Origin of the sequence: Paenibacillus sp. FSL H8-0332, from assembly GCF_037963835.1 — a bacterium.
In the GTDB taxonomy this organism is placed as follows: Bacteria; Bacillota; Bacilli; order Paenibacillales; family Paenibacillaceae; genus Paenibacillus_AQ; species Paenibacillus_AQ rhizoplanae.
The window spans coordinates 1,446,156-1,468,237 of sequence record NZ_CP150145.1 but is presented as its reverse complement, the minus strand read 5'-3'; the positions used below and the strand labels follow the sequence as shown (position 1 = coordinate 1,468,237).

Below are 22,082 nucleotides of genomic sequence, written 5' to 3'. Positions count from 1 at the left end.
GAGCATGTATCTCCCTACGATTGTCGACTCTGGTCCCTTGTACCATACGGCTGCTCCGGCCCGGCGTCAAGACAGAGCATGATTATTTAGCGGATTCCGCTGATTATTATGAAAAAGGCAGGGGCCCCGTATAACGGAAGGTCCCCTGCCTATATAACCGGTCTAATTATCCCTTTGGCTCCAGACAGAGCCGGAGCAGATCATCCACATGGGCCGTGGCCAGGCATTCCACAGTATCGGCTGCACCGTAATAGATCTTGACCTCCCCTGTGTCCTCCAGGATCATCCCGCCGGGAAAAATCACATCGTTACGGAAGCCGCCTGCCGTTTCATACACCGCCTCCGGCACCAGCAGCGGAGCTGCCGCCCGGCCAATAATCCGGCTGGGATCTTCAAGATCCAGCAGCATAATTCCGGCGGTGTAGCGCTTCTTCCAGGTATCCTCCCAGCCGTTTTTACCTCGGGCAGGGTCGAGGTCCACCGCATGGAAGGTGGTTAACCAGCCCTTGTCCGTCTTAACCGGAGGCGCGCCGGGACCTACCTTATCGTTGGCATAAGCCACTTGCTCCACGGCCAGCAGCAGCTTATGGTTCCCCCAGTACTTCAGATCGGGAGAATCGCTCATCCACATATCGAAGCGGTCGCGGCCGCCCCGGCTGTAGACCGGAAGCGGGCGCTCCAGCCTTACATACTTGCCTCCGATCATCTCCGGGAACAATACCATGTTGCGGTTATCCGGCAGCGACAGGCTTAGCACTTCAAACGAACTGAAATCGTCAGTAACGGCGATCCCGCCGCGCAGCCCGTGACGCGTATCAACAGCGAAGCACATATAGCAGCGGTCACCGAAGACACTCAAGCGCGGGTCATACACCCGGACCACCTCTTCATCATGCCAGGACCAGCAAGGCTCCGGCTGTACCTCCCAATGGACGCCGTCATCGCTGAAGGCAAGGCCCAGATTAGTCGTATGATGGGGAGCCACGATTCCCTTGCTCTCATCCCCGTAATCATTGCGGAACACCATGACATATCTGCCCTTAAATTTCGTCACCCCGGCGTTGAATACCATGGCCGGTCCATAGGGTACATCCGAAGGCTTCAGAATCGGGTTAAGCGGATGCCGGACCATCACCGGACTTGAAGTCAGCTTTCCTGTTGCCAGATCGTTCATTGTGCATGTTCTCCTTTGTAATTTTGATAGATGAAAGCGCAATCAGTGTCTTTGCAACCCTATTATGCATCATCTTGAATAGTTAAGCTATATTATGTTCACATGAAATCTTCCATTGTCAGCTAGCAGAGCATTAGAGCACAAGGACTGAATTTAGTTAATAATTATGGTAACGTTAAAGTTGCATTTGAACCGAGTATTCGGCGATAGTTGTATTCTGTACATCTAAAAACCGTGAAAAGAAAGGTTCGCCTCTTCTAGCTGTACTTTGTACAACTAAATCTGCCGGAATGGGCGATAACCCAGGTAGGGATGCCAGTTTAAATGTATGAAATACAACTAAATGCATATTCAGCGGTACATCAGAAGATTTAGTTGTACAAAATACACTTAAGCCTATTGCTGGTACTTAATCGGGTCATAGCAAACCCTCAGAGTGAGATTGGATGCTCTACTGGTGCAGCATCAGATTTAATATTGTGAATATGGGACCATTACCGGACCTTAACGAGCTAGCGTCTCATTCGCACAGCAGTCATTCGGATGCTTAGGCGCTGGAACGATAGTAACTGCATTTTGTACATTAGAATACTGTAAAAAAGGCATAGAATCTCATTTTACGGTCAGCAATCCATTTTCTATTGCAGGAAATACAATCACCTACTTGAATGTAAGAGCAGAAAGCGGTAACGGGTACAGGATCAGCCCAACATCTAGCTTGATGTTCATGCTCAGCCTTTAACACCCCTGAGGTCCATTCTTACAGTTCTAAATCTGATGTTCTACTATTGCAGCATCTCGCCCCGAAGAGCAGCCGCCAGCCTGCCGCTGAAGCGGCTGCCCAGCAGCTCGTAGCCTTCGGGACCTGGGTGCAGGCCATCGGTCAGCAGGTTCCCGTCCGCCGGACCGAACCACTCCAGACCATCCAGGTAATGCAGACGGCGGTCTCCCCGCGCCCGCAGCAGCTTCACCGTATCCACGATCTCCCGGCGCATCAGCGGCAGGGTGAACCCGAGCGGGTTCTCCTCTGTCTCACGCTCCGTTCCGTAGATCGGCGAGATGATCACCAGCGGTGTCTCTACATGCTTCTCCCGGATGGTCTCCAGCAGACCGATCAGCAGCGGCTTGAACATCCGCGGGCCGGAAGACGCTGCGCCATAGATGTTCACGCCGACGCACAGGGTAATCAGATCAGCCGGCAGATCCCGGATCAGCCGGCCTATCATCGGCTCCATCAGGCAGTTGCCGGAGAAGCCGAGATTGGTCAAGTGATAGCCGATCTCCCCGGCGGCAATCACCGGCCAGGTGCGCGACGGGCCCCGTGCCGCCACGCACTGGGTAATCGAGCTTCCATACGTCACCCAGCGCGGCCGCAGGTCCGCCAGCGGTTCAGCAGCAGCGTCATCATCAATCGCAAGACCGCTGATCGTCATACCGGTGTTCTGCGGCAGATAGATATCCAGTTCCTTCACTCCAGGGGGAAGCCCCGTGAAACGAGCCTCTCTAGCCCCCGCAGCAAGCGTGAGCGTCTGAACCAGACTACCGTCAGCCACACAATCCAGAGAAGCGTCCTCCGCAAGTGGTTCAAACCAGAGGAGGAGGGTCCCGGAATCGGTGGACAGCCGCAGCCGGATCCCGGAGCAGATCTCCGCTTTGCCGCCGATCCCATCCGGCGGATACAGATCATAGTCCCGGAAGGGAATCCGCCAGGGCTTGATTCCCTGCTGCCGGTGCTCCAGTGAGACCGCCCCGTGAAACCACTCCTCCTGCAAAGGAAGGCTCCTCACGTTGTTCGCGTTGTTCACGCGCTTCACATTCTTCGCGCTGCTCACTGCGCCTGCCCCGCTTCCGCATCCTGAGCCACTGCACCCGGAACGAAATTCTCCCCGAGCCACACATCCTGCTCCAGCAGGCGCTGCTGAAGCTCAGGAACCGAGATGCTGCGGGAATCCGTGCCGTCCCGCAGCGCAAGCGTTGCTGCCGTGCCGCAGGCCTGGCCCATCGAGAAGCAGTTCGGCATTACCCGCAGCGAGCCTTGCACCGCCCGGTCCGAGGACACCGAACGTCCCGCTACCCACAGATTGCGGATGCCCACCGGAAGCATCACCCGGTAAGGCACCCCGTGGGAGACTCCCGGCGGCAGATGATTGAAGGTCATATCACTCTTGCTGGTCGCCAGATGAATATCAATGTAATAGGCATTGCGGGCGATATCATCAGGGAAAGAACGCGCCGCCAGGAAATCGTCCACAGTCAGCATATAATCGCCCTGGATACGCCGCGTCTCCCGGATGCCAAGCTGCTCTCCGCTTGCCACCAGATGTGCCTGTTCGAAGCCGGGCACATACTTCCGGAAGAATTCCAGCTGCCGCAGCGCCGTCCGGCGGCCTTCAATGGCTCCGCGTGTAAGGTCCTCGGCTTTCGTTCCGTCCACCCCGAACACATGGCCGAAGTTAACGCCGACCAGTTCGTCGCTCACCCAAGCCAGGCCGGAGATGGATTTGCGGCCTTCCGGCAGCGCCCCTTCCAGGATGGCCTGCTCCACGGTCCGGTGCAATTGACCTGTATCTCCCGTCTCCGCAAGGAAGCGGCTGAAGCTTGGCCGGTCTACATTCGCCAGCAGATAACACATGCTGCCAGGCTGAAGCTCCCCGTCTCCGCCCCCCTTCTGGAACGGCACGCCCGACAAGGCAGCAATGTCGCCGTCTCCTGTACAGTCAATGATATAACGGCAGCGGATGAAGGACCTCCCGGATTTGTTAACAATGATTACGCCCTCTATCGTCTGGCCGTCCGGCGACCGCACCACATCGTAGACAAAGGTATGGAACAGCGGCGTCACACCGCTCTCCAGAACCGCATTGTCATAGACACGCTTCAACACTTCAGGATCAATCGGCACCCAGTCCAGCTGCTCGCGGTATTCCTCTTGATACCCCGGATCACAGGCCTGCTTCATCTGTTCCATCAGTTTCAGGCCAAGGCCGCGGATAATCGGCTTGATCTTGTCCGTATAGGGACAGAAGGCAGGCACCAGCGCCACTGTGCCCATTCCGCCCAGATACCCGCGCTGCTCCACGATCATGGTGCTTGCCCCGCCTTCGGCAGCGGAGATGGCAGCGGCAATCCCTGCCGCCCCGCCGCCGATGACCAGCACATCCACCTCGCGGGAGACAGGCACTTCTGACTGTGGCACTGTAATATGTCCGTAATTCATTTTTCACCCTCCTATACACTCTATCTTCAGATTTGTTACCCCTTCACCGAACCCGCCGTCACCTGGATGAAGGTCTTGTTCGCCAGAATATACGCCAGCAGCATCGGCAGAATGGACAGGCAGGCCCCGGCCATCATCAGATGAATCTGCATCGCAGCGGAGGAGCCGTAGCGGAGATTCGCCAGCCCGACTGTCAGCGTCTGCAGCTTCGGATTGGTCATCGTGAACACCAGCGGCAGAATGTATTCGTTCCAGGCATGGCGGAAGGCGAATAATCCGGCCACCCCAAGCCCCGGAGTCAGCAGCGGCAGAATGATGCGGAAGAAGGTGCGGATGAAGCCCGAGCCGTCCACCATCGCCGCTTCATCAAGCTCCCGGGGGATCGCTTTGAAGAAGCCCTGCAGCATGAAGAAGGTGCTGGAATGGGCGCTGACCAGAATCAGAATAACCCCCCACAGCGTAGTATTCAGATTCAGCGCAACCATCAGATCGAACTGCGGGCGCAGGACGATGGCCCCGACCGAAATGAACATCATGGACGCCTGCACCGTTACATAGATCCTTTTCCCCGGAAAATCACGCCGGTCCACCACATAAGCAGCCATTGAGGCCACCAGCAGTGTTCCTACTGTCACCATCACACTCATAAAAGCGCTGTTCCAGGTATAGCGGGCGAAATTGGCCTGCTTCCAGGCTTCGGCATAGTTGCTGAATTGCAGCTTCGCCGGAAGCAGGCTGCCGCCGGTCATCATCTCGGCCCCGGTCTTCAAGGAACCGGTCAGCGTCATCAGCAGCGGAAACAGGGTCAGGACCGCCGTTGCCAGCAGGAAAAGCCACATCACGGTCCGGGTCACGATTCTCCCGGCAAAACCGGGCGTCCGGCTAGCCGTCTGCGGCCGCCCTGCGGGCTGCTTGGATATCACAGATTCGTTCATTTGGATAAGCCTCCTAATACACCTTGTTCATTTTGCGGCTGAAGAAGAAGTACAGGCCGGTTACCGCTCCGACAATCACAGCGGTGGCGAAGCCCACGGCGCTGCCGTAACCGAGCTGCTGCGTTACCGGTGAACCGGTGGATACAGGGAATAGCAGCTTGTAGAGATAGAGATACATGACTTCCGTTTTGCCGATCGGTCCGCCTTCGGTGATGACCATGATGCTCTCATAGCCCTTCAGCGAAGCGATAATCGCCAGCATAATGACCATCTGGGCTACCGGAGCCAGCATCGGAAGCGTAATATTCCAGAAGCGTCTTCCGGCGTTCGCTCCGTCGATGGACGCGCTCTCGTACAGGTCCTGCGGAATGCTCTGCAGCCCGGCGAGAAAGAGCAGCATATAGTTCCCGACGGCACCCCATACGGCCACAAGAATAACCGTCAGCATGGCGTGCTTCGGACCGAGCCAGTCGACCGGCTGGGAGACGAGATGCAGCTTCATCAGAACTGTGTTAACCATCCCGTTATAGGAATTAAAGATGTTATAAAAAACAACAGAGATGACCGCGGTACTAATGACCGTCGGCATGAAATAAATTCCCCTGAGCAGATTTGACCCGCGCAGTCTGCCGTTGAGAATAACAGCCAGCAGCAGCGACAGCGGCAGGGTCAGCAGCAGCTTCCCTCCGGCAAAAATGAAGGTATTGCCGACCGATTCCCAGAACAGGGTATCCCGCAGCAGCCGGCTGAAATTGTCCAGCCCGGTAAACAGCGCCTCGCCGTATCCGGCATAATCATAGAACATATAGCGCAGCATCCAGATCAGAGGATAGATGCCGAGCGTGAGTGTCAGAATGATGCTCGGTGCCAGGAACAGGGAATTCTCCCCAAGTCTTTTCCATTTGTAAATCATAATTAGTCTCCTTCAAGGATAGCAAAGGGGCTGATCCGGGAATCCCGTACAAGCCCCTGTGTAACCCGTTATTCTCCCTGCGGCTTCATTGGATCAAAGGCCGGGTCCGGTGTAACGGTAACCTCACCCTTCTCCACTGCTTTGGACAATGCGTCATTGTATCTTGTATTCAGATCAGCAGCAATGGCCTTGGCATCCCCGCCCGAGAGCATATACTTGAAGAAAGCATCCGCATAGGTAGAGCCTTCCGGCGTGACGTTCGGCACAGCAGGCCAGAGCGAGTCATGCTCACCGACCAGGAAGCCTTCCATACCGCCAATTTCCGGCTTTTTGGCCTGCTCCACAATACTCGGCACTACAGCAATCCCGAAGCCCTTCTCATGATACGTCTTCAGAATATCGTCGCCGTACATGTACTGCATGAATTTCCAGGCGGCCTCCTGATGCGCCGATTTCGCGCTGATCCCGAGCCAGGTGCCGGCGGATACGATCTCCGAGGTTCCCTTAATCTGCCCGTCCAGCGTAGGGGCCAGGGCACCTGCCCAGTTGATTTCTGTCGGGAACTGGTCCTGGTATACGCCGGGCTCCGTCGAGAAGCTGAGGTACATGCCGATTTTGCCTGCGGCAAATTGGGCGCGCAGCGGGTCGATATCCAGTGTCTCCGCCCCCGGCAGAATACTTCTGTCTTCGTACATCTGCTTGAAATACTCGATAACCTGAGAGTAAGGCGCGAAGTCGAACTGGCCTGTCTTCAGGTCAAAGCCAAGGCCCTGGTAGCCGCTCAAGGAGAGAATCTCGCGGATCGAACGGTCAAAGGCCGCCTTCGGGCTTTTGAAGTTCAGCGCGAAGCCGTATACGCCCTCCGATTTGCCGGCTTCGGTAATTTTTTTGGCGTCATCGACCATTTCCTGCAGCGATGCCGGAGGATTCGCGATGCCTGCTTTGTCAAAGAGATCCTTATTGTAGATCAGACGCAGGGTGAGGCCGGTATTGGCCAAAGAATACACCTTGCCGTCAAAACGGTTGACACCATCGATCAGCAGACTGCCGAATTTCGTTTTGATCTCATCGGTCAGGTAACCGTCAATCGGAGCCAGATAGCCTTTTTTGACAAATTCGGGGGTATTGCCGCTCTTCAGACGGAGGATATCCGGTGCCTGGTTGCTGGTGAAGGCAATGTCAACGCTCTGCGCGTAATTCTCAGACATGACTGTCAGTTCCACCTGGATATTCTCGCCGTTCGTCTCATTGAACTTGTTGATGAGTTCCTTGATATATTCCTGGTCATGACGGTCATCCGTCCAGTACTTAAGCTGTACCGGCTCACCTGTTTCTGCTGCGGCCGAAGCTGCGGGACTCGCTGCCGCTCCGGGTGTTCCCTCCGCCGTAGCACCGTTACCGTTATTGTTCCCGTTACCGCCGCAGCCGGCGATTCCGGCGGCCAGCATGAGGCTCAGGCTGAGACCCAACCATTTTTTCTGCATACGTTCTACCCCTTTGATTAACATTTGTATTGTGAGCTCGTTCTCTATTATAGGCTACCCCGCCTGCCAAAGGAGTGCGGCAGACTCACTCTTGAGGGACAGAATTCTATGATATGCTCCACGAAGGTCCGGCCGGGCTCCTTGTTACAGCAGGATGCCGTTCTCATCAAATGTCCGAATGTACTCCAATAACTCCGCAAAATGGACCCAGGCGATGCCCGCCTTCTGATCCGCAGCACCATAAGACATGATTAAGTCCTCCCCCATGACAATGCCTCCCGTGGTAAACAGACAAGGCGTAGGGTAATCCTCCGGCATCTCCCAATCCCGCTCGGCGTACATCAGACGGTCGGAGCAGCGGTGGACAATGACCGGGAAATCATTCTCCTGCTCCCGTAGGATCATGAAGGACTGTGTATATCCAAACTGCACATTCTTCTTCGCATGATAAGCCACCAGCCACTCCTGATTCCCAAGGGCTATAGGCGGCCAGCTTGCCCCCACACGGTTATCCTCCCAATCAAACAGCGGACTGGCCAGCAGCCGGTGGACTGCTGCAGGTGAAGCGAAATCCGCGATCGATTCCGCCGCTGCCAGATAGATAGAAGGCTTGCCCGCCCGCTCCCCTCCGGCAAAGGGAAGGACATTCATCGGCCGGTGCAGCATCACATATTGCCATTTACCTGCAATCCTCATCTGCTCAGGAAACAGGAACACATCACGGTTATCGCTGACATGCCCCTCGGTAAGCGGGCCTACGTACCCGAAAGCGTCTTCATATTCCCCTTCCTTCAGCTTGGCTAAATTCAGCTTGTACAGAACGCTGACCGTATCATTCACCCGGGCTGATTGAATGAACGGGTCCGTACCCTCTCCAGCAAAAATCCAATCCGGTACGTATTCAAAGCGCGTCTGGACCGGAGGCTGCTGGCTGCTAAGCCAGTAAGGGCCAGGGGGAAACGCCCGGCAGGCCACCGTGACATACAGCTCGTTCCCGATATAAAAGATACGGGGGTCCTCCACACAGCCGTTGGCATAATTCCGCACCTTTTTTCCGTAAATGTCCGTGATGTACAATTCATCCTCTTCATACCCGAGGGCCGGAGCCAGAGCTGGTCTTGAAAAATCTGCCTCCCAGGTCTCTCCCCGATCCCTGCTCCGCGCATAGCCCAAAAAAATCGGATAGGGATCATGACAGCCCTCTCTTCTCTTCTGCGGCCACGGGCCGGTTGCCCGAAACAGCATATGAATGTCATCCGAGTCAGGGTCCTGAATGATCGCCGGATTCAGAACCATTTTGTCCGCCCAGTCACAGCCTGGTACAGGTTCAAGCGCCGGTTTGTCCAAATAGCGAAATTGTGGTTTCATAGTTCCTCCTGGTCTGCCTCCTGAAGCAGGGGCATATTCCGTTTTTCAGCAATCAACTTATCATAGGCCATCCGCGAATTCAAAAGACTTTTCCCCTGAAAACGGACTTTCGGACAAAACAGTAAGATCCGTCAACTGAATCAGGAAGATCCATCATTCACGCGGGTCCGGGCAGCGGCTTATAATCATTTTTGCAGGCAAAATCGTTACCAAGGAGGAAGATGAGCCGGATGAAACAGTATGATCTTGTCATATACGGCGGAACGGCTGCAGGCATTACAGCGGCTGTCCAGGCAACTATCATGGGGAAAAGTGCGGTAGTTATCGAGCAGAGCCGGAGGATCGGCGGCATGACCACCGGAGGGCTGGGGGATACGGATGTGGGAATGAAAGAGGCAGTCGGCGGCCTGTCTCTGGAATTCTATCAGCGGATTGCGCAGAAATATGCGCAGGACGGGGCGTGCTGGCTGTTCGAGCCCAAGGTTGCGCTTGAGGTGCTGCAGGACTGGGTGGCGGAGCATCATCTTGAAGTCGTCTGCGGGGAAAGGCTGGAGCTTAAGAATGGGGTAACCCGGCAAGGCGCAAGAATCACCTCCATTACTATGGAATCCGGGAAGGTCTATCACGGTAAAATGTTCATTGACGCCTCTTACGAGGGAGACCTGATGGGCCATTGCGGCGTGTCCTATGTGGTCGGACGGGAGCCGAACGCACAATACGGGGAGACGTTAAACGGCATTCAGCCCGGACCTGAACTGAACGAACTCCCTCCGGGAATTGACCCCTATGTCATTAAAGGAGTGCCTTCGAGCGGACTACTCCCGCGTGTAAATGCAGACCGCGGCGGCAATGCCGGCGAGGGGGACCGTAAGCTGCAAGCCTATAACTTCCGCATGTGTCTGACAGACAATCCCGACAACCGGATGATGATCGGCAAGCCTGAGGGCTATAACGAAGCCGATTATGAGATTCTGTTCCGGGCCATTGAGCAGGGGCAGCGCTCACGCTTCTTCAAATTGAACCGGGTCACTGCGGATAAGACTGATTCCAATAACAACAGCGGCATTTCTACAGATTACAACGGAATGAACCACAGCTATCCGGAGGCGGAATATGCGGCGCGGGAAAAGATATGGGAGGCCCACCGTATCTACCAGCAGGGGTATGTCTGGACGATCCAGAACCATCCGCGGGTGCCGGAGGAGATCCGGGAAGCCTACAAGCCGTGGGGCCTGCCGCTCGATGAGTTCGGGGACAGCGGCCACTGGCCTTCCCAGCTCTACATCAGGGAGTCCCGCAGAATGACCGGAGATTATGTGGTGACAGAGCATGATGTAAGGCGGGACAACCCGGTGCCGGATTCGGCCGGAATGGGCTCCTTCGCCATGGACTCGCATCATACGCAATACTATGTGAACGAGGACGGACATGTGAGCACAGAAGGCGGATTCTATATCCGGTTGGCCGAGCCTTATCCGATCAGCTACCGGGCAATGGTGCCTAAGCGGAGCGAATGCACTAACCTGATCGTACCGGTCTGCGTGTCGGCCACTCATGCGGCCTACGGCTCCATCCGGATGGAGCCGGTCTTCATGATTCTGGGACAATCAGCGGCAACCGCTGCCGTGCTGGCACTTGAAGCGGACGGCATTGTTCAGGATGTTGAGTATGGGAAGCTGCAAGCCTTACTCCTTGCGTCCAATCAGGTGCTGTACACCACCGGACTCACCTGGGATTGAACCGGAAGCCGAAGCTGCGCCGGTACTCTCCCGGGGGAGCGCCATAACGTTCCCGGAACATCCGGCTGAAATGGGCGTAGCTCTGGAAGCCCGCTTTGTCGGCAACCTGCTCCAGTGACAGTGTGCTGTAGAGCACCTGCTGCTCGGCAGACTTCAGCCTGACATCAATGCAGTAGGCGAACGGCGATTGGCCAAAAGCGGCTTTGAACAGGGAGGAAGCGCGGGAGATGCTTAACCCGGCGGAGGCGGAGATCTGCTCCAGGCTGAGCGGTTCATGGGCATGATTGTCAATGAATTGCTTCAGCTTACAGGCGGTCTCCGCCCCTTTGGTGCGCCGCCTGGCCTGAATCACCTGCTGCAGCGTCAGGCAGAACGTTCTAAACAGATAATCCAGCAGCTCCTCCTGATGCTCCATCACTTTCTTCTTCTCGCCGGCAATATGCTTCCATAAGGTAATGACCGTATCGTCGAAGCCGATATTCGTCCGGGCCGGCAGCCCGCGGTCCTGCCACCAGGAGTCCAGCCACTCCCCGCTGCCGATCAGGAAATAATCCGAGGCGGGCTGAACTCCCCCAGAGCCTGGAGCGCTGCGGGGCTGTACAATCAGCTCATACGGCTGATCCGGAGCATAGATCAGCAGATCCCCGGGGATGATGGTCTCGTACTTTCCTTGCACCATAGCGTGGCAGGTCCCTTCCATCTGAAGTCTGAAGAGATAGAAGGATAGCCCCTCTTGATACTGAACGGAGTGTGGCTGCGTGTGTGAGAAATAATTGGCATAAAGAACGCTGCAACGTTGCGGATCGGATGCTGTCAATGGTAGGGCTCCTCCTGGCGGTCCGGGTGGTACCCCGCCCTGAACTCCGACGGTGTCTGGCCGGTAATCTTCTTGAACATCTCGCTGAAGTATCTGCGCTCCTCATACCCCACAGCGAAGGCCACCTCCTGCACCTGCGCCCCTTCCACCAACAGCAGCTTGGCCCGGTGAATGCGCGCTGCGGTGATATACTGGGTAACGGTCACTCCGTTCACCTTCTTGAACAGGCTGGAGAAGTAGCTGGTGCTGAGATGAACATGCGCCGCGCATTCACCGACCGTGATATCCTCGGATAAGCGGCCCTTGATATACTCTACCGCTTCATAAATCACCTTCTGGCCTTCAGACAGGCTATTGCGGCGCACCAGGGCGGCCCCCTCTGTACACAGGTCCAGCAGCAGCCGCTGGAGGGTAGCCAGCGGCAGTCCCGCTGTTCCCTGCACCGCCCGAAACCGCTGGATCAGCGGCTGAATCTCTCCGTACGGAACCAGCTCATAGAAGGTGCGGATCGCTGATGCGGCCAGCTCCTCATACAGAACGAGCAGATAATCGGGATTATGCCCGGAGCTCAGGCTCTGCAGCGTTTCTGAGATCGCTGAGAGGATCGCGCCTGTCCGGCTGACATTGCCGGAGCGCAGCGCCAGCAGCAGCTCGTCCTTGTACTCCAGCGCCAGCGGCTCCTGGCTTCCGTTCTGGTGAACATCATCATACATAATGGCCGCGTTGCCTCCGGTGAACAGATGGTGGGCCAGCGCCCGGTGCGCCTGGCGGTAGGAATCCGGCAGCTCGCTGGTCTCCTCCACCCGGCCTCCTACCCCGGCAGATACCGTGAACTTGGTATACCGTTCAATGTTCTTGCAGCAGCGTTCGGCAATCTCCACTGCACTGGCCGGACCACAGTCATTCATCACCGCAAGATAGCGGTTATGTTTGGCCCGGAACACCACGCATCGCGTATGCTCGGCAATGGTCTCCTGGGTGATATTCAGCAGGGAGAAGCGGATCAGCTCCACCTCGCGGATCGACAGCTCTGCCGCCCGCTCCTGAAAGTGATCGATTTCAAGCAGCATCACCACGAACCCCAGCGGATTCAGATCGATATTCAGGAATTCCCAGCGCGCCTTCGCCTGCTCCCACGGCGTTCTGTGACTGACCAGCAGGGCGAAATATTCCTGCCGGAGCACCGGCAGACTCTCCCGCAGCTTGTTCTCCATCTCCCGGAGGGTATGCTGTCTGGAACGCTCCTCCATAATCTCCGACTTCGCCCGCAGCACCGCCTTCATGATCTCCTCTTCTGTAAAAGGCTTAACCACGAAGTCGAATGCGCCGAGTTGTACCGCCTGCTGCGCATATTCGAAGTCGGCATACCCGCTGACCAGAATAATTTTGCAGTCCCGGTGGTGTTCCAGTACGGCACGCAGCATGGCCAGCCCGTCCATCCTTGGCATACGGATATCCGTAATGACCAGATCCGGATGCAGCTTCGCGATCAGGTCCAGCCCATCCTCACCGTTGGCCGCGGTCCCTGCCACCCGGATGCCGTGCTCCGCCCAGTTCATGCAGGTCAGGCCTTCCACCACGCTTTTAATATCATCAATGATACAGAGGGTTACCTTATGATCGTCCATCCTGATGCTCCTCCCGTTTGGGTAAAGATATACTAACTGCCGTCCCCCGGCCAGGATCGCTGTCCACCCGTAATGCAGCACTGTCCCCATAGTAGAGCTGCAGCCTGCGGATCAGATTGGATACGGCATAGCCCTTCTCCGATTCCCGCCGGAACAATGCACGGACCGCCTCCTCGTCCATACCAGTTCCATTGTCGCTGACCTTGATACACCAGCGTGCTCCCTCATCGAAGACTTCGAGCTCAATTATCCCCCCGCTCTCCCGGTTGCGGAAGCCATGCAGAATACTATTCTCCACCAGCGGCTGCAGCAGAATGCGCGGAATCGGGAGGGTAACCAGCGCTTCATCCTCGACATAAATCTCATAACGGAACAGCCCTTCATAGCAGCTGCATTGCAGTTCCAGATACATGCGGACATGCTCCAGTTCCTTAGACAGCGTAGTGATCTCCTGCCCCTTGTTCAGCCCGAGCTGGAACAGCCGGGACAGCGACATGACCATGCTCTGCGACTGCTTCACTTGCTTCAGATTCAGCTTCCAGTAGATCGTATTCAGCGTATTGTACAGGAAATGAGGGTCCATCTGCGCCGACAAGGCCTTGATCTCTGCCGAGCGCTTATTGGTCTGCGCCTGTGTGACCTCTCCGATCAGCACTACGATCTGCTCCAGCATCTGGTTGAACCGCATCCCGACCTGGGCCAGCTCGTCTCCGCCCCCGCTCTCGAATCTTGCCGTCAGATCATTGCTCTCCACCCGCTTCATCACCTTCATCAGACCTTGCAGCGGACGCAGCAGATAACGGGTAAAAGCTCCTGATACCATCATGGTAACAGTGAAGGCGACGAGGGCGACCACCACGAGCAGCCATTTCACATAGATCATATCCTTCAGCACGCCGGCCTTGGACTGAATCGTGATCATCGTCCAATCGGCGATGCCCAGATGCGCATAGTTCAGCAGATACGATTCCCCGCCCAGCTTAAAAGTATTGCTGAGATCGCGGCTGCTGCTGATCATGCCGGTCAGATCACGGCCCTCCACCGCCTGCAGGACGAGCGGGTCCTTCATAGAATAGACGGGACTGCCTGCCGCGTTCAGCAGGAAGCTGCGCGCCCCGCCGCCGGTGTCCCCGCTCACCAGCTTGCGGAAGCCGTCTTCACGGATGTTGACGATGATATAGACCCCGCGGACCGCTGTATCAAATATAGGTTCCAGAATCAGTGAAATCACCCGTTCCTTCCCGGAGAAGAGCATGTCCTCATGGCCTTCAACCCATGTATTCTTCTTCTCCTGTTCGATCCGCTCATATAGTAAGGTATCCTTGAACTCCGTCAGACGGTTCCGGTTCATCGAGGAAGGGTAGAACTCCCCGATCGGCGTGGACACATAAATGGAATGGATCAACGGCTCGGCAATCCGTGCTTGTGAGAAAACGTTATCAAGATCATTCAGGTGAGTATAATACCGGCCCGTGTCCCCGGTGACGACATCCCTCATCATATCGTGAAAGGGCTGGCTGATCATGAAGGTCATCATAATCAGCATCAGCTTGTTCAGCTTCTCATCAATAATCTGTGCCGATTTGACAACGTTATCCTGGGTAAGCTGCAGCGCATTCTTCTCCAGAACCGCTGCCGAGATGGAATACGACAGCCCCCCGGTCATCAGCACGGAGAGGAGGATCACGGCCAGGAATGCGGTTTTTAATTTACTGCGGAATGATTGCTTCCGGAAATAGCTCAAGTTCTTCACACCTTCCTGTGTGCAGATGCCTGCTCTTCGATTATGTCACCTGAACGTTCAGTCCGACAATACGCAGCGGATGAAAAAGTGAATTCACCGTATGCGCAGCATGGTTCTACCGTATGTGCAGGGCAACCCGCCGCCTCCCTCTCCGCCTGCACCAAATAGCCTGTTTGAATTCCGGCAGGCACCGGCTTCAAACAGGCTATATTAAGTATGGCTATGAATATCTCACTGGTTGCAGAACACCAGGAGGAGTATGCGCCATCAGGACTCCGGCTTACTGTGCTTCAGCAAAGCCAATATGTTATTGAGCAGATGCACCTTGCGGATGGGCTTGATAATGATGGAGGCAAACTGTGCTTTGGTCTCCTCGTCCAGATTCGTCCCCAGGGGAGCAAGCAGAATGACGGGCAGCTTCCTGCCTGGAGCAAGCTGGCGCATATGCTTGGCAAGCTCTGTGGCTTCTGTCCCGGCAATATCCTTGTCCATAAGGATTAGATCATAATCGTTATTGGCCGCCAGAAACTCCAGGGCCTCCCCGGCAGTCCGGGCAGAAGAAACTGCCACACTCCAGTCCTCAAGTACCGAAGAGATGACCTGCAGACTGGTCTGATTATCATCCACAACCAGAATCTTAATGGACTCAAGCACATCCTTCTCGAAGGGAATCGAGGGCAGGCTTGTATACTTCTCAAGGTACAGCGTGACTTCCAGCTTCGTCCCTGTCCCTTCCTGGCTCTCCGCAGAGATCTCTCCCCCCATCAGCTCCACCAGTTGTCTGCAGATGGCCAGCCCCAGTCCGGTACCTCCGTAATGATGCAGCTCGCTGCTCTGGTGAACCTGGGTATATTTGTTGAACAGCAGCTTCAGCTTGTCCTGCGCTATACCTATACCGGAATCCGTAACCGTGATCCTAATCCCTATTTCTTCACGGTGAACAGGCAAGGATTTCAGCTCGATCAGGATTTCCCCGGCGTGGGTGAACTTCAGGGCGTTGCTTACGATATTCATGATAATCTGGCGAATCTTGGGAGCATCCCCCAGAACATACAGGGGAATCTCCGAATCCACATTCAGAATAACCTCCAGATTTTTCTCAAAAGCCTTGGTGGAGAACAGATAGACGCTCTCTTCCAGTGCGGTGATAATGTCGAACGGTTCTTTTTCAATCAACAGCTTGCCCGCTTCCATCTTGCTGAAATCCAGAACATCGTTCAGGAATTGCAGCAGCTTGGAATTACTCGATTCAATGATCTCCATGTAATACTGCTGCTGCTCGTTCATATCAGTCGTCATCATCAGATCCGTCATGCCGATAATGCCGTTCATAGGGGTGCGGATTTCATGGCTGAGCATGGCGAACAGTTCCATTTTCGATTGGCTCCGCTGTTCCACATCTTCAAGCTTATTTTCCAAATTCATAATATAGGTGAAAAAATAAGCCATAGCGCTTAAAATGTCCAGTTCTTCCTTCGTATACCGCCCGGCAGCAGGGTCCATCAGGCAGATCGTCCCAAGCGATTCGCCATCCTCAGTGTGCAGAGGAACGCCAATGAATGAATGCACTCCCTGTGTGTGTATGAAGTCAAGTGCAGGGGACGCGGGCTGTTTATGCGTATCAGAGACCAGTAACGGCTTATTGTCATTCAGAATAATCAGACTGCAAATAGGATCAAGAAACGCAGATCGATCCGTATCCGGCCCCGTCAGCTCTTCCCGGTTGAATATCCGCAGCAGGGGATCTGAGCTTACACCATGCACCGAAATCAGAATCGTGTTTGACTTGAAAAGTTGGCTTAGCAGCTCTATCATCCGGTCTGCGGCATCCTCTATATTGCGAATCGCCGAACTGCCGGTATCGTTCATCTCCATCGTCGTTCCAGAACCCCATTTCCAAAACCTAAATATGTTACCATAAACTTGACTGGTCCTTATCATAACAGAAAAAACACAGTAACAACCTGCAAAATTCACAAAAATAGGCTGAGGAAGGAATTGGATGGGATGAAAAAGATACTTCGTTACTCCCGCAGGGATTCTGTGGTCCGCTTCGCTCCGGTGTGGGCCAGCTGGACTTTATTGATCAGACGCTTATACCACTCCTGGTCCTCCGCTGAAACGTTCGGCCGGAACTGCTCGAATAATCTTACACAGCGGATCACACAGGCTATGCTGCCAAGTGCGGCGGAAGCCTCCAGGCTCCCGAAGATATAATGTATTCCCTGCTCTATCTTCTCAGCCTTGAAAGAATACACCGCCAGCTCATGGAGCAGTACCGGATATTGATCCGGCGTCTCCCAGCCGGAAGCCCCTTCGGCTTGCCCGGAGGCCACTCCCTCCGGCGTAAGCAGCGGCTGGAAGCGGCTGATAAGCTCATCCACCTCCCAGCCATACCGGTTAGCTGCTTGAACTGCCTTAAGCAACCCGTCCAGCAGCTCCAGCTCGTGAGTGCCGATAGCTTCCATAACCTCAGGAAGGACTTCAAGTTCACCGCACATGAGCCGGTACAGACACGCATAGACTATACCAAGTCTGCTGAACTGCTCTTTGATCTGCTGAACCTCTTCGGATTCCTCGACAATCCAGCTCATTTCAGAGTACAAGCCCACAAATTCCAGCGCCCGCTCATATTCACCGGATTCCTCGCATACCTTGGACTGCAGCCAGTAAGCATACATTATATAGAAGCAAAGAGGTCTGGGCGCCTGCCTCAGCTCCTTCTTCTTTCTGGTTTTGTAATATCTGATTTCGTACTGGATAGATGTCTTATGATACAGACTCTCTGCAAGTAATCTGGCCTTCTCCCAGTGCTGTAAAGTAATATAGATATCCGCCAGCTGCCGCAGCGCCTCTAGCTGCTCTATTTCCTCCAGACGCTCCACGAAATACTCAAACCGTGTCGCCGCGCGGAAATCCGCCTCCGGGCTCTGGCCGATCCGGATCGTGAACAGCCGGTACTGGCACAGGGCCAGCCGCTCCGAATGCTGATATTTCTCACTGTCGGCTACCCCTTCATACAGCAGAGCCGCTGCCTGAAGCTTACCTTGCCCGTAGAATTCCTCCGCCGTATCGAACAGCAGCGGGGCATATGTAATATTGTCCATAATAATTTGAACCACCTGCCGGATACACTCCAGCTTGTCCAGCTCCGCACAGCGGTGCAGGAAGGGTCCCAGCCGCCGCCAGTCGGGCGCGGAATGAACGACACATTCATCTATATATAGCTCATAAAATGCTCCGTCAGGAAGCCCCATTCCGGCGGTAATCCGGTCCAGCTGCTGCATGGCAATAGGACGGTTGCCATTAATAATGCTGCTGAGCGTTCCTGAATTGACACCGGATATTCCTGCGAACTGATTGATCGTCTGGCCCTCTTTTCTAAGAAAAGCAGCCAGTTCTGTTTGAATTGTAGTATGTTGTTGCAAACCAATACCGCCCCTCAAGAACCAGATATTCTAGTAAAAATCCAGATATTCCTATATCATAAATCCCTTAATTAGGCAGGTCAATCCGGTTTGAACGGTTCAAAAGAGGTTGACAAAGACGGAATATTTGTTATATATACCCAGTTAAAAAATCTTTTGCAACATTTCTGCTGAACCAACGTTTATTAGGGTATAAACAAGTTTGAGAATATGCCGGCAGGGTAAATAAGGAGTGTAGACTCAAGCCGTGTAAGATTACGCCAAGGGGGAAATTCATAATGTTAAAAAACAAAAACGTCTACCTGCTTCCTGTACTGGTCCTGTTGTTTCTTTCCCTCGTGACTACGGCAAGCACAACTATAAAAACTGCAGATGCCAAAAGCGATAGTCCAACCCAGCATCTGACGGTGTATATACATTCCATAGAGACCCGGAACGGTAAGACGACCCTCACCGGAGATGAGATCGAATGGTATCAAGGCGCAGCAGCCGATGCTGTCTTCGCCCAGCGGGAGCCGGAATCCGCAGCCGAAATCGGCGGTGCCCCGGACGGTTACTATATCGTGAATGACAGCGACTCGCTGAACACTTATACGGTAGCTCCGGATGCCAAGGTCACCATGCAGATTTATGACCGCACCGGCAAGCTTGAAGAATTAGATATTAACTGGAACGAATCGCTCACTTTGGAGAAGTTCATTCATGAATTTGCCAAGACGGATGTATTCGATCTAAGCGGTTCGCCTTATCACCTCACGATCAAGGATGGCCAGATTGTATCGATCGTGCAGCAGTACACTCCATAAGAAGCTCCTGCCTTAATCCTTCCCTACCAAGCCACAGCCTGTTGCCCAGCAGCGGTTGTGGCTTTTTTGCATCTCCCCCCACCAATCTAACCTTTTCACACATATTCGATCCTATCACTATTTACCCCCAAGACCTTTATCTATAAGCTTAAATATAGGATATTCACCACCCTTCACCCTACAGAATTCATAGAAATGAGGATACAAAAATGACAATTACACCCCCACAGCCCCTTACGATCCCGATTCAGGGTAAGCCCTTGTACGAGGAATACCGCATGGACCAGGTCCGTGTGTCCGATCCGTATATCGCAAACGCCTTTGCCAAGGAGATCGATTATCTGACCAGCTATGATCCAGACCGCCTGCTGGCGGGCTTCCGCGAGAACCGGGGACTGCCGAAGCGTGCCGACAAATATCCCGGCTGGGAGAGCACGGAGATCCGCGGGCACACACTGGGCCACTATCTGTCGGCGCTGTCCCAAGCCTATGCCTGTACACGGGATGACGGGCTGGCGCTCAGGCTGAACTATCTTCTGGAAGAGCTGGCCCTGTGCCAGCATGAGAGCGGTTACCTCTCCGCGTTCGGGGAACGCCTTTTCGATAATGTGGAGAACAAGCAGCCAGCCTGGGTCCCCTGGTATACGATGCACAAAATCATCGCCGGACTCACCGCGTCCTATTCTGCCACCGGCAGCACAACGGCCTATGCCCTGGTGGATAAGCTCGGTGACTGGGTATACCGCCGCACGGCCTCCTGGTCTGAAGAGGTCCATCAGCGTGTATTATCGGTTGAATACGGCGGGATGAATGACTGCCTGTACGAGCTGTATAGAGTCACCGGGAAAGAAGGCTACTTAAGCGCCGCACATAGCTTTGACGAGCTGACGCTGTTCACTCCAGTCCATGAGGGCAAGGATATTCTCAAGGGCAAGCACGCCAATACTACGATTCCGAAATTCCTCGGTGCGCTGAACCGTTACCGGACGCTCGGGGAGAACGAAGTCTTTTATCTGGAAGCGGCGGTGCAGTTCTGGGAGATGGTTGTCCATCATCACAGCTACATCACCGGAGGGAACAGCGAATGGGAGCACTTCGGTGATCCGGATATGCTGGACCGGGAACGCTCCAACTTCACAGCGGAGACCTGCAACACCTACAATATGCTCAAGCTGACCCGCGAGCTGTTCAAAATCACGGGGGATACCCGTTACGCCGACTTTTACGAGAACACCTATCTGAATGCCATCGTGTCGTCACAGCACCCGCATACCGGGATGACGATGTATTTCCAGCCTATGGCGACCGGGTATTTCAAGGTGTACAGCTCGCCGTTCGAGCATTTCTGGTGCTGTACGGGAACCGGCATGGAGAGCTTCACCAAGCTGAATGACAGCCTGTATTTCCATGATGCGGCCAGCATTGTGGTCAACCAGTACTTCAGCTCTACTCTGGACTCTGCCGCGCACGGCCTGATGCTGATCCAGTCGGCCAACTTGCCTTATAGCGATACTGTAGAGTTCAAAATTTCAGTGATGCAGCCCCAGGCTCAGTCCACCACGCTGAAGCTTCGTCTGCCGGATTGGCTGGCCGGAGAACCTGAGCTTCTATTGAACGGGCAGCCTGTGAACTCAGCGGTCAGCGGAGGTTACCTCTTGACGGACAGAGTATGGGAAGACGGCGACATGCTTCAACTCAAGCTTCCGATGAAGCTGACGCACTTCAGCCTGCCGGATGCCCGCCAGGTGGTCGCGTTCAAGTATGGACCGGTGGTGCTGAGTGCCGCGCTGGGCCAGAGCGATCTGTCTGTATCGGCTACAGGGGTTGCTGTCAGTGTGCCGACCCGTAATATGTTGGTGAAGGACTTCATCACGACGGTGAATGAGAGCCCGCAGGAGTGGCTGGAGCAGCTTGCGGACCGTACAGTCCGGCTGGAGCAAGACGAACTGGCTTTTGCACTGCGGGGAACGGATGAGGATCAGCGGCTGGTCTTCACTCCGCATTATAAGCAGCATAATGAGCGTTACGGCATCTACTGGCGTCTGGTGGAGGCCGATTCGGCTGAACTGCAGAAGCATATTTTACAAGGAAAAATCCGGCAGCGTGTGCAGGACGCTACCCTGGACAGCCTGCCTGTCGGCAATGACCAGTACGAGCTGGAGCATAGCATTGAGGGAGAGAATACCTCTGTTGCTACTTGGGACGGGTATAACATCCGCAAAGCGGAGAATGGCGGCTGGTTCAGCTACCGGATGAAGGTGGCACCGCGCACAGATAACTACCTCTCGGTCACTTATTTCTCAGGAAATAATGGTAAGAAAATAGCGATTTATGTAGACGGGGAACAGATTGCGAGCGAAGTGCTGCATACGGATGAAGCCCGCAGCTTCTACGAGCGGAGTTATCTGATTCCTGCTGAAGCGGTTGGCGGGAAGACTGAGGTGGAGGTCAAATTCGTGGTTCCAGAGAAGGACAACGGCATCTTCGACCTGCTGCGCATGATGACCGGTTATGATCACAATGCCGGACTGCGCCAGCTCGCCTTCAGTGAAGGAACGCTGTCTACCTCCTTCAGCAGCGGCATAACCACGTATAGCCTGAGCGTTCCGCAAGCCGCATCCCAGGTACAACTGAATGTTACACCACACCATCACAATGCCCTGGTCTATGCAGACGGAATTCTGATTGAGGATTCACTCCCGCGCGAGATCAAGCTGCCGCACAGCCGCACTGAGGTGAATCTCACGGTTAAGGCGGAGGATCATGTTACGGTGCAGGAATATAAGCTTCAGATTGTGAAAGAATAACAATTGGCATAATGCAAATCAC

General features: G+C 54.7%; 15 protein-coding genes. 3 read left to right on the top strand and 12 right to left on the bottom strand.

The genetic code is table 11. The annotated features are described in order from the left end of the window. Positions 1-166: 166 nt before the first annotated feature. From NST43_RS06415 to NST43_RS06385, 7 genes are all read right to left on the bottom strand, one after another. Positions 167-1,174: a glycoside hydrolase family 130 protein gene (locus NST43_RS06415; RefSeq protein WP_339223202.1), complete on the bottom strand. Its 1,008-nt coding sequence runs from the start codon at positions 1,172-1,174 to the stop codon at positions 167-169. 785 nt (positions 1,175-1,959) lie between these two features. Beyond that, positions 1,960-3,006: an SGNH/GDSL hydrolase family protein gene (locus tag NST43_RS06410; protein WP_339223200.1), complete on the bottom strand. Its 1,047-nt coding sequence runs from the start codon at positions 3,004-3,006 to the stop codon at positions 1,960-1,962. Then, positions 3,003-4,391: an FAD-dependent oxidoreductase gene (locus NST43_RS06405; RefSeq protein ID WP_339223198.1), complete on the bottom strand. Its 1,389-nt coding sequence runs from the start codon at positions 4,389-4,391 to the stop codon at positions 3,003-3,005. The genes NST43_RS06410 and NST43_RS06405 overlap by 4 nt, the downstream gene beginning before the upstream one ends. Before the next feature lie 35 nt (positions 4,392-4,426). Beyond that, positions 4,427-5,326, bottom strand: coding sequence for a carbohydrate ABC transporter permease (locus NST43_RS06400; protein WP_339223196.1), 900 nt, complete (start codon positions 5,324-5,326; stop codon positions 4,427-4,429). A 13-nt stretch (positions 5,327-5,339) separates the two neighbouring features. Beyond that, entirely contained in the window at positions 5,340-6,239 is a 900-nt protein-coding gene (locus NST43_RS06395; RefSeq protein WP_339223194.1) for a sugar ABC transporter permease, read from the bottom strand. A gap of 68 nt (positions 6,240-6,307) precedes the next feature. Next, complete coding sequence (locus tag NST43_RS06390) at positions 6,308-7,723, bottom strand: extracellular solute-binding protein (protein WP_339223193.1); 1,416 nt, start codon at positions 7,721-7,723, stop codon at positions 6,308-6,310. Positions 7,724-7,867: 144 nt separating this feature from the next. Continuing rightward, positions 7,868-9,091 carry a hypothetical protein gene (locus NST43_RS06385; protein WP_339223190.1) on the bottom strand — a complete coding sequence of 408 codons (1,224 nt, stop codon included), beginning with the start codon at positions 9,089-9,091 and terminating at the stop codon, positions 7,868-7,870. Positions 9,092-9,312: 221 nt separating this feature from the next. Here NST43_RS06385 and NST43_RS06380 point away from each other — a divergent pair, with 221 nt between their 5' ends. After that, positions 9,313-10,830 carry an FAD-dependent oxidoreductase gene (locus tag NST43_RS06380; protein WP_209993787.1) on the top strand — a complete coding sequence of 506 codons (1,518 nt, stop codon included), beginning with the start codon at positions 9,313-9,315 and terminating at the stop codon, positions 10,828-10,830. Here the strand turns inward: NST43_RS06380 and NST43_RS06375 are convergent. From NST43_RS06375 to NST43_RS06355, 5 genes are all read right to left on the bottom strand, one after another. After that, positions 10,817-11,647, bottom strand: a complete 831-nt coding sequence (locus tag NST43_RS06375) for an AraC family transcriptional regulator (RefSeq protein ID WP_209993788.1) — start codon at positions 11,645-11,647, stop codon at positions 10,817-10,819. The two genes, NST43_RS06380 and NST43_RS06375, sit on opposite strands and share 14 nt — an antisense overlap. Further along, positions 11,644-13,275: a response regulator gene (locus NST43_RS06370; protein WP_209993789.1), complete on the bottom strand. Its 1,632-nt coding sequence runs from the start codon at positions 13,273-13,275 to the stop codon at positions 11,644-11,646. Before NST43_RS06370 ends, NST43_RS06375 begins: the two co-directional genes overlap by 4 nt. Then, the gene (locus tag NST43_RS06365) at positions 13,262-15,028 is read right to left on the bottom strand and encodes a sensor histidine kinase (RefSeq protein ID WP_339223188.1); all 1,767 of its coding nucleotides are present in this window, start codon (positions 15,026-15,028) and stop codon (positions 13,262-13,264) included. Before NST43_RS06365 ends, NST43_RS06370 begins: the two co-directional genes overlap by 14 nt. A 258-nt stretch (positions 15,029-15,286) precedes the next feature. Next, positions 15,287-16,894 (bottom strand): ATP-binding protein, encoded by a 1,608-nt coding sequence (locus tag NST43_RS06360; RefSeq protein ID WP_209993791.1) that lies wholly within the window; start codon positions 16,892-16,894, stop codon positions 15,287-15,289. A gap of 149 nt (positions 16,895-17,043) precedes the next feature. Continuing rightward, positions 17,044-18,447, bottom strand: coding sequence for a helix-turn-helix transcriptional regulator (locus NST43_RS06355; protein WP_339223186.1), 1,404 nt, complete (start codon positions 18,445-18,447; stop codon positions 17,044-17,046). A 278-nt stretch (positions 18,448-18,725) separates the two neighbouring features. Here NST43_RS06355 and NST43_RS06350 point away from each other — a divergent pair, with 278 nt between their 5' ends. Beyond that, positions 18,726-19,253: a hypothetical protein gene (locus NST43_RS06350; RefSeq protein WP_209993793.1), complete on the top strand. Its 528-nt coding sequence runs from the start codon at positions 18,726-18,728 to the stop codon at positions 19,251-19,253. A gap of 209 nt (positions 19,254-19,462) precedes the next feature. Then, positions 19,463-22,060 (top strand): beta-L-arabinofuranosidase domain-containing protein, encoded by a 2,598-nt coding sequence (locus NST43_RS06345; RefSeq protein WP_339223183.1) that lies wholly within the window; start codon positions 19,463-19,465, stop codon positions 22,058-22,060. Positions 22,061-22,082: the final 22 nt, after the last annotated feature.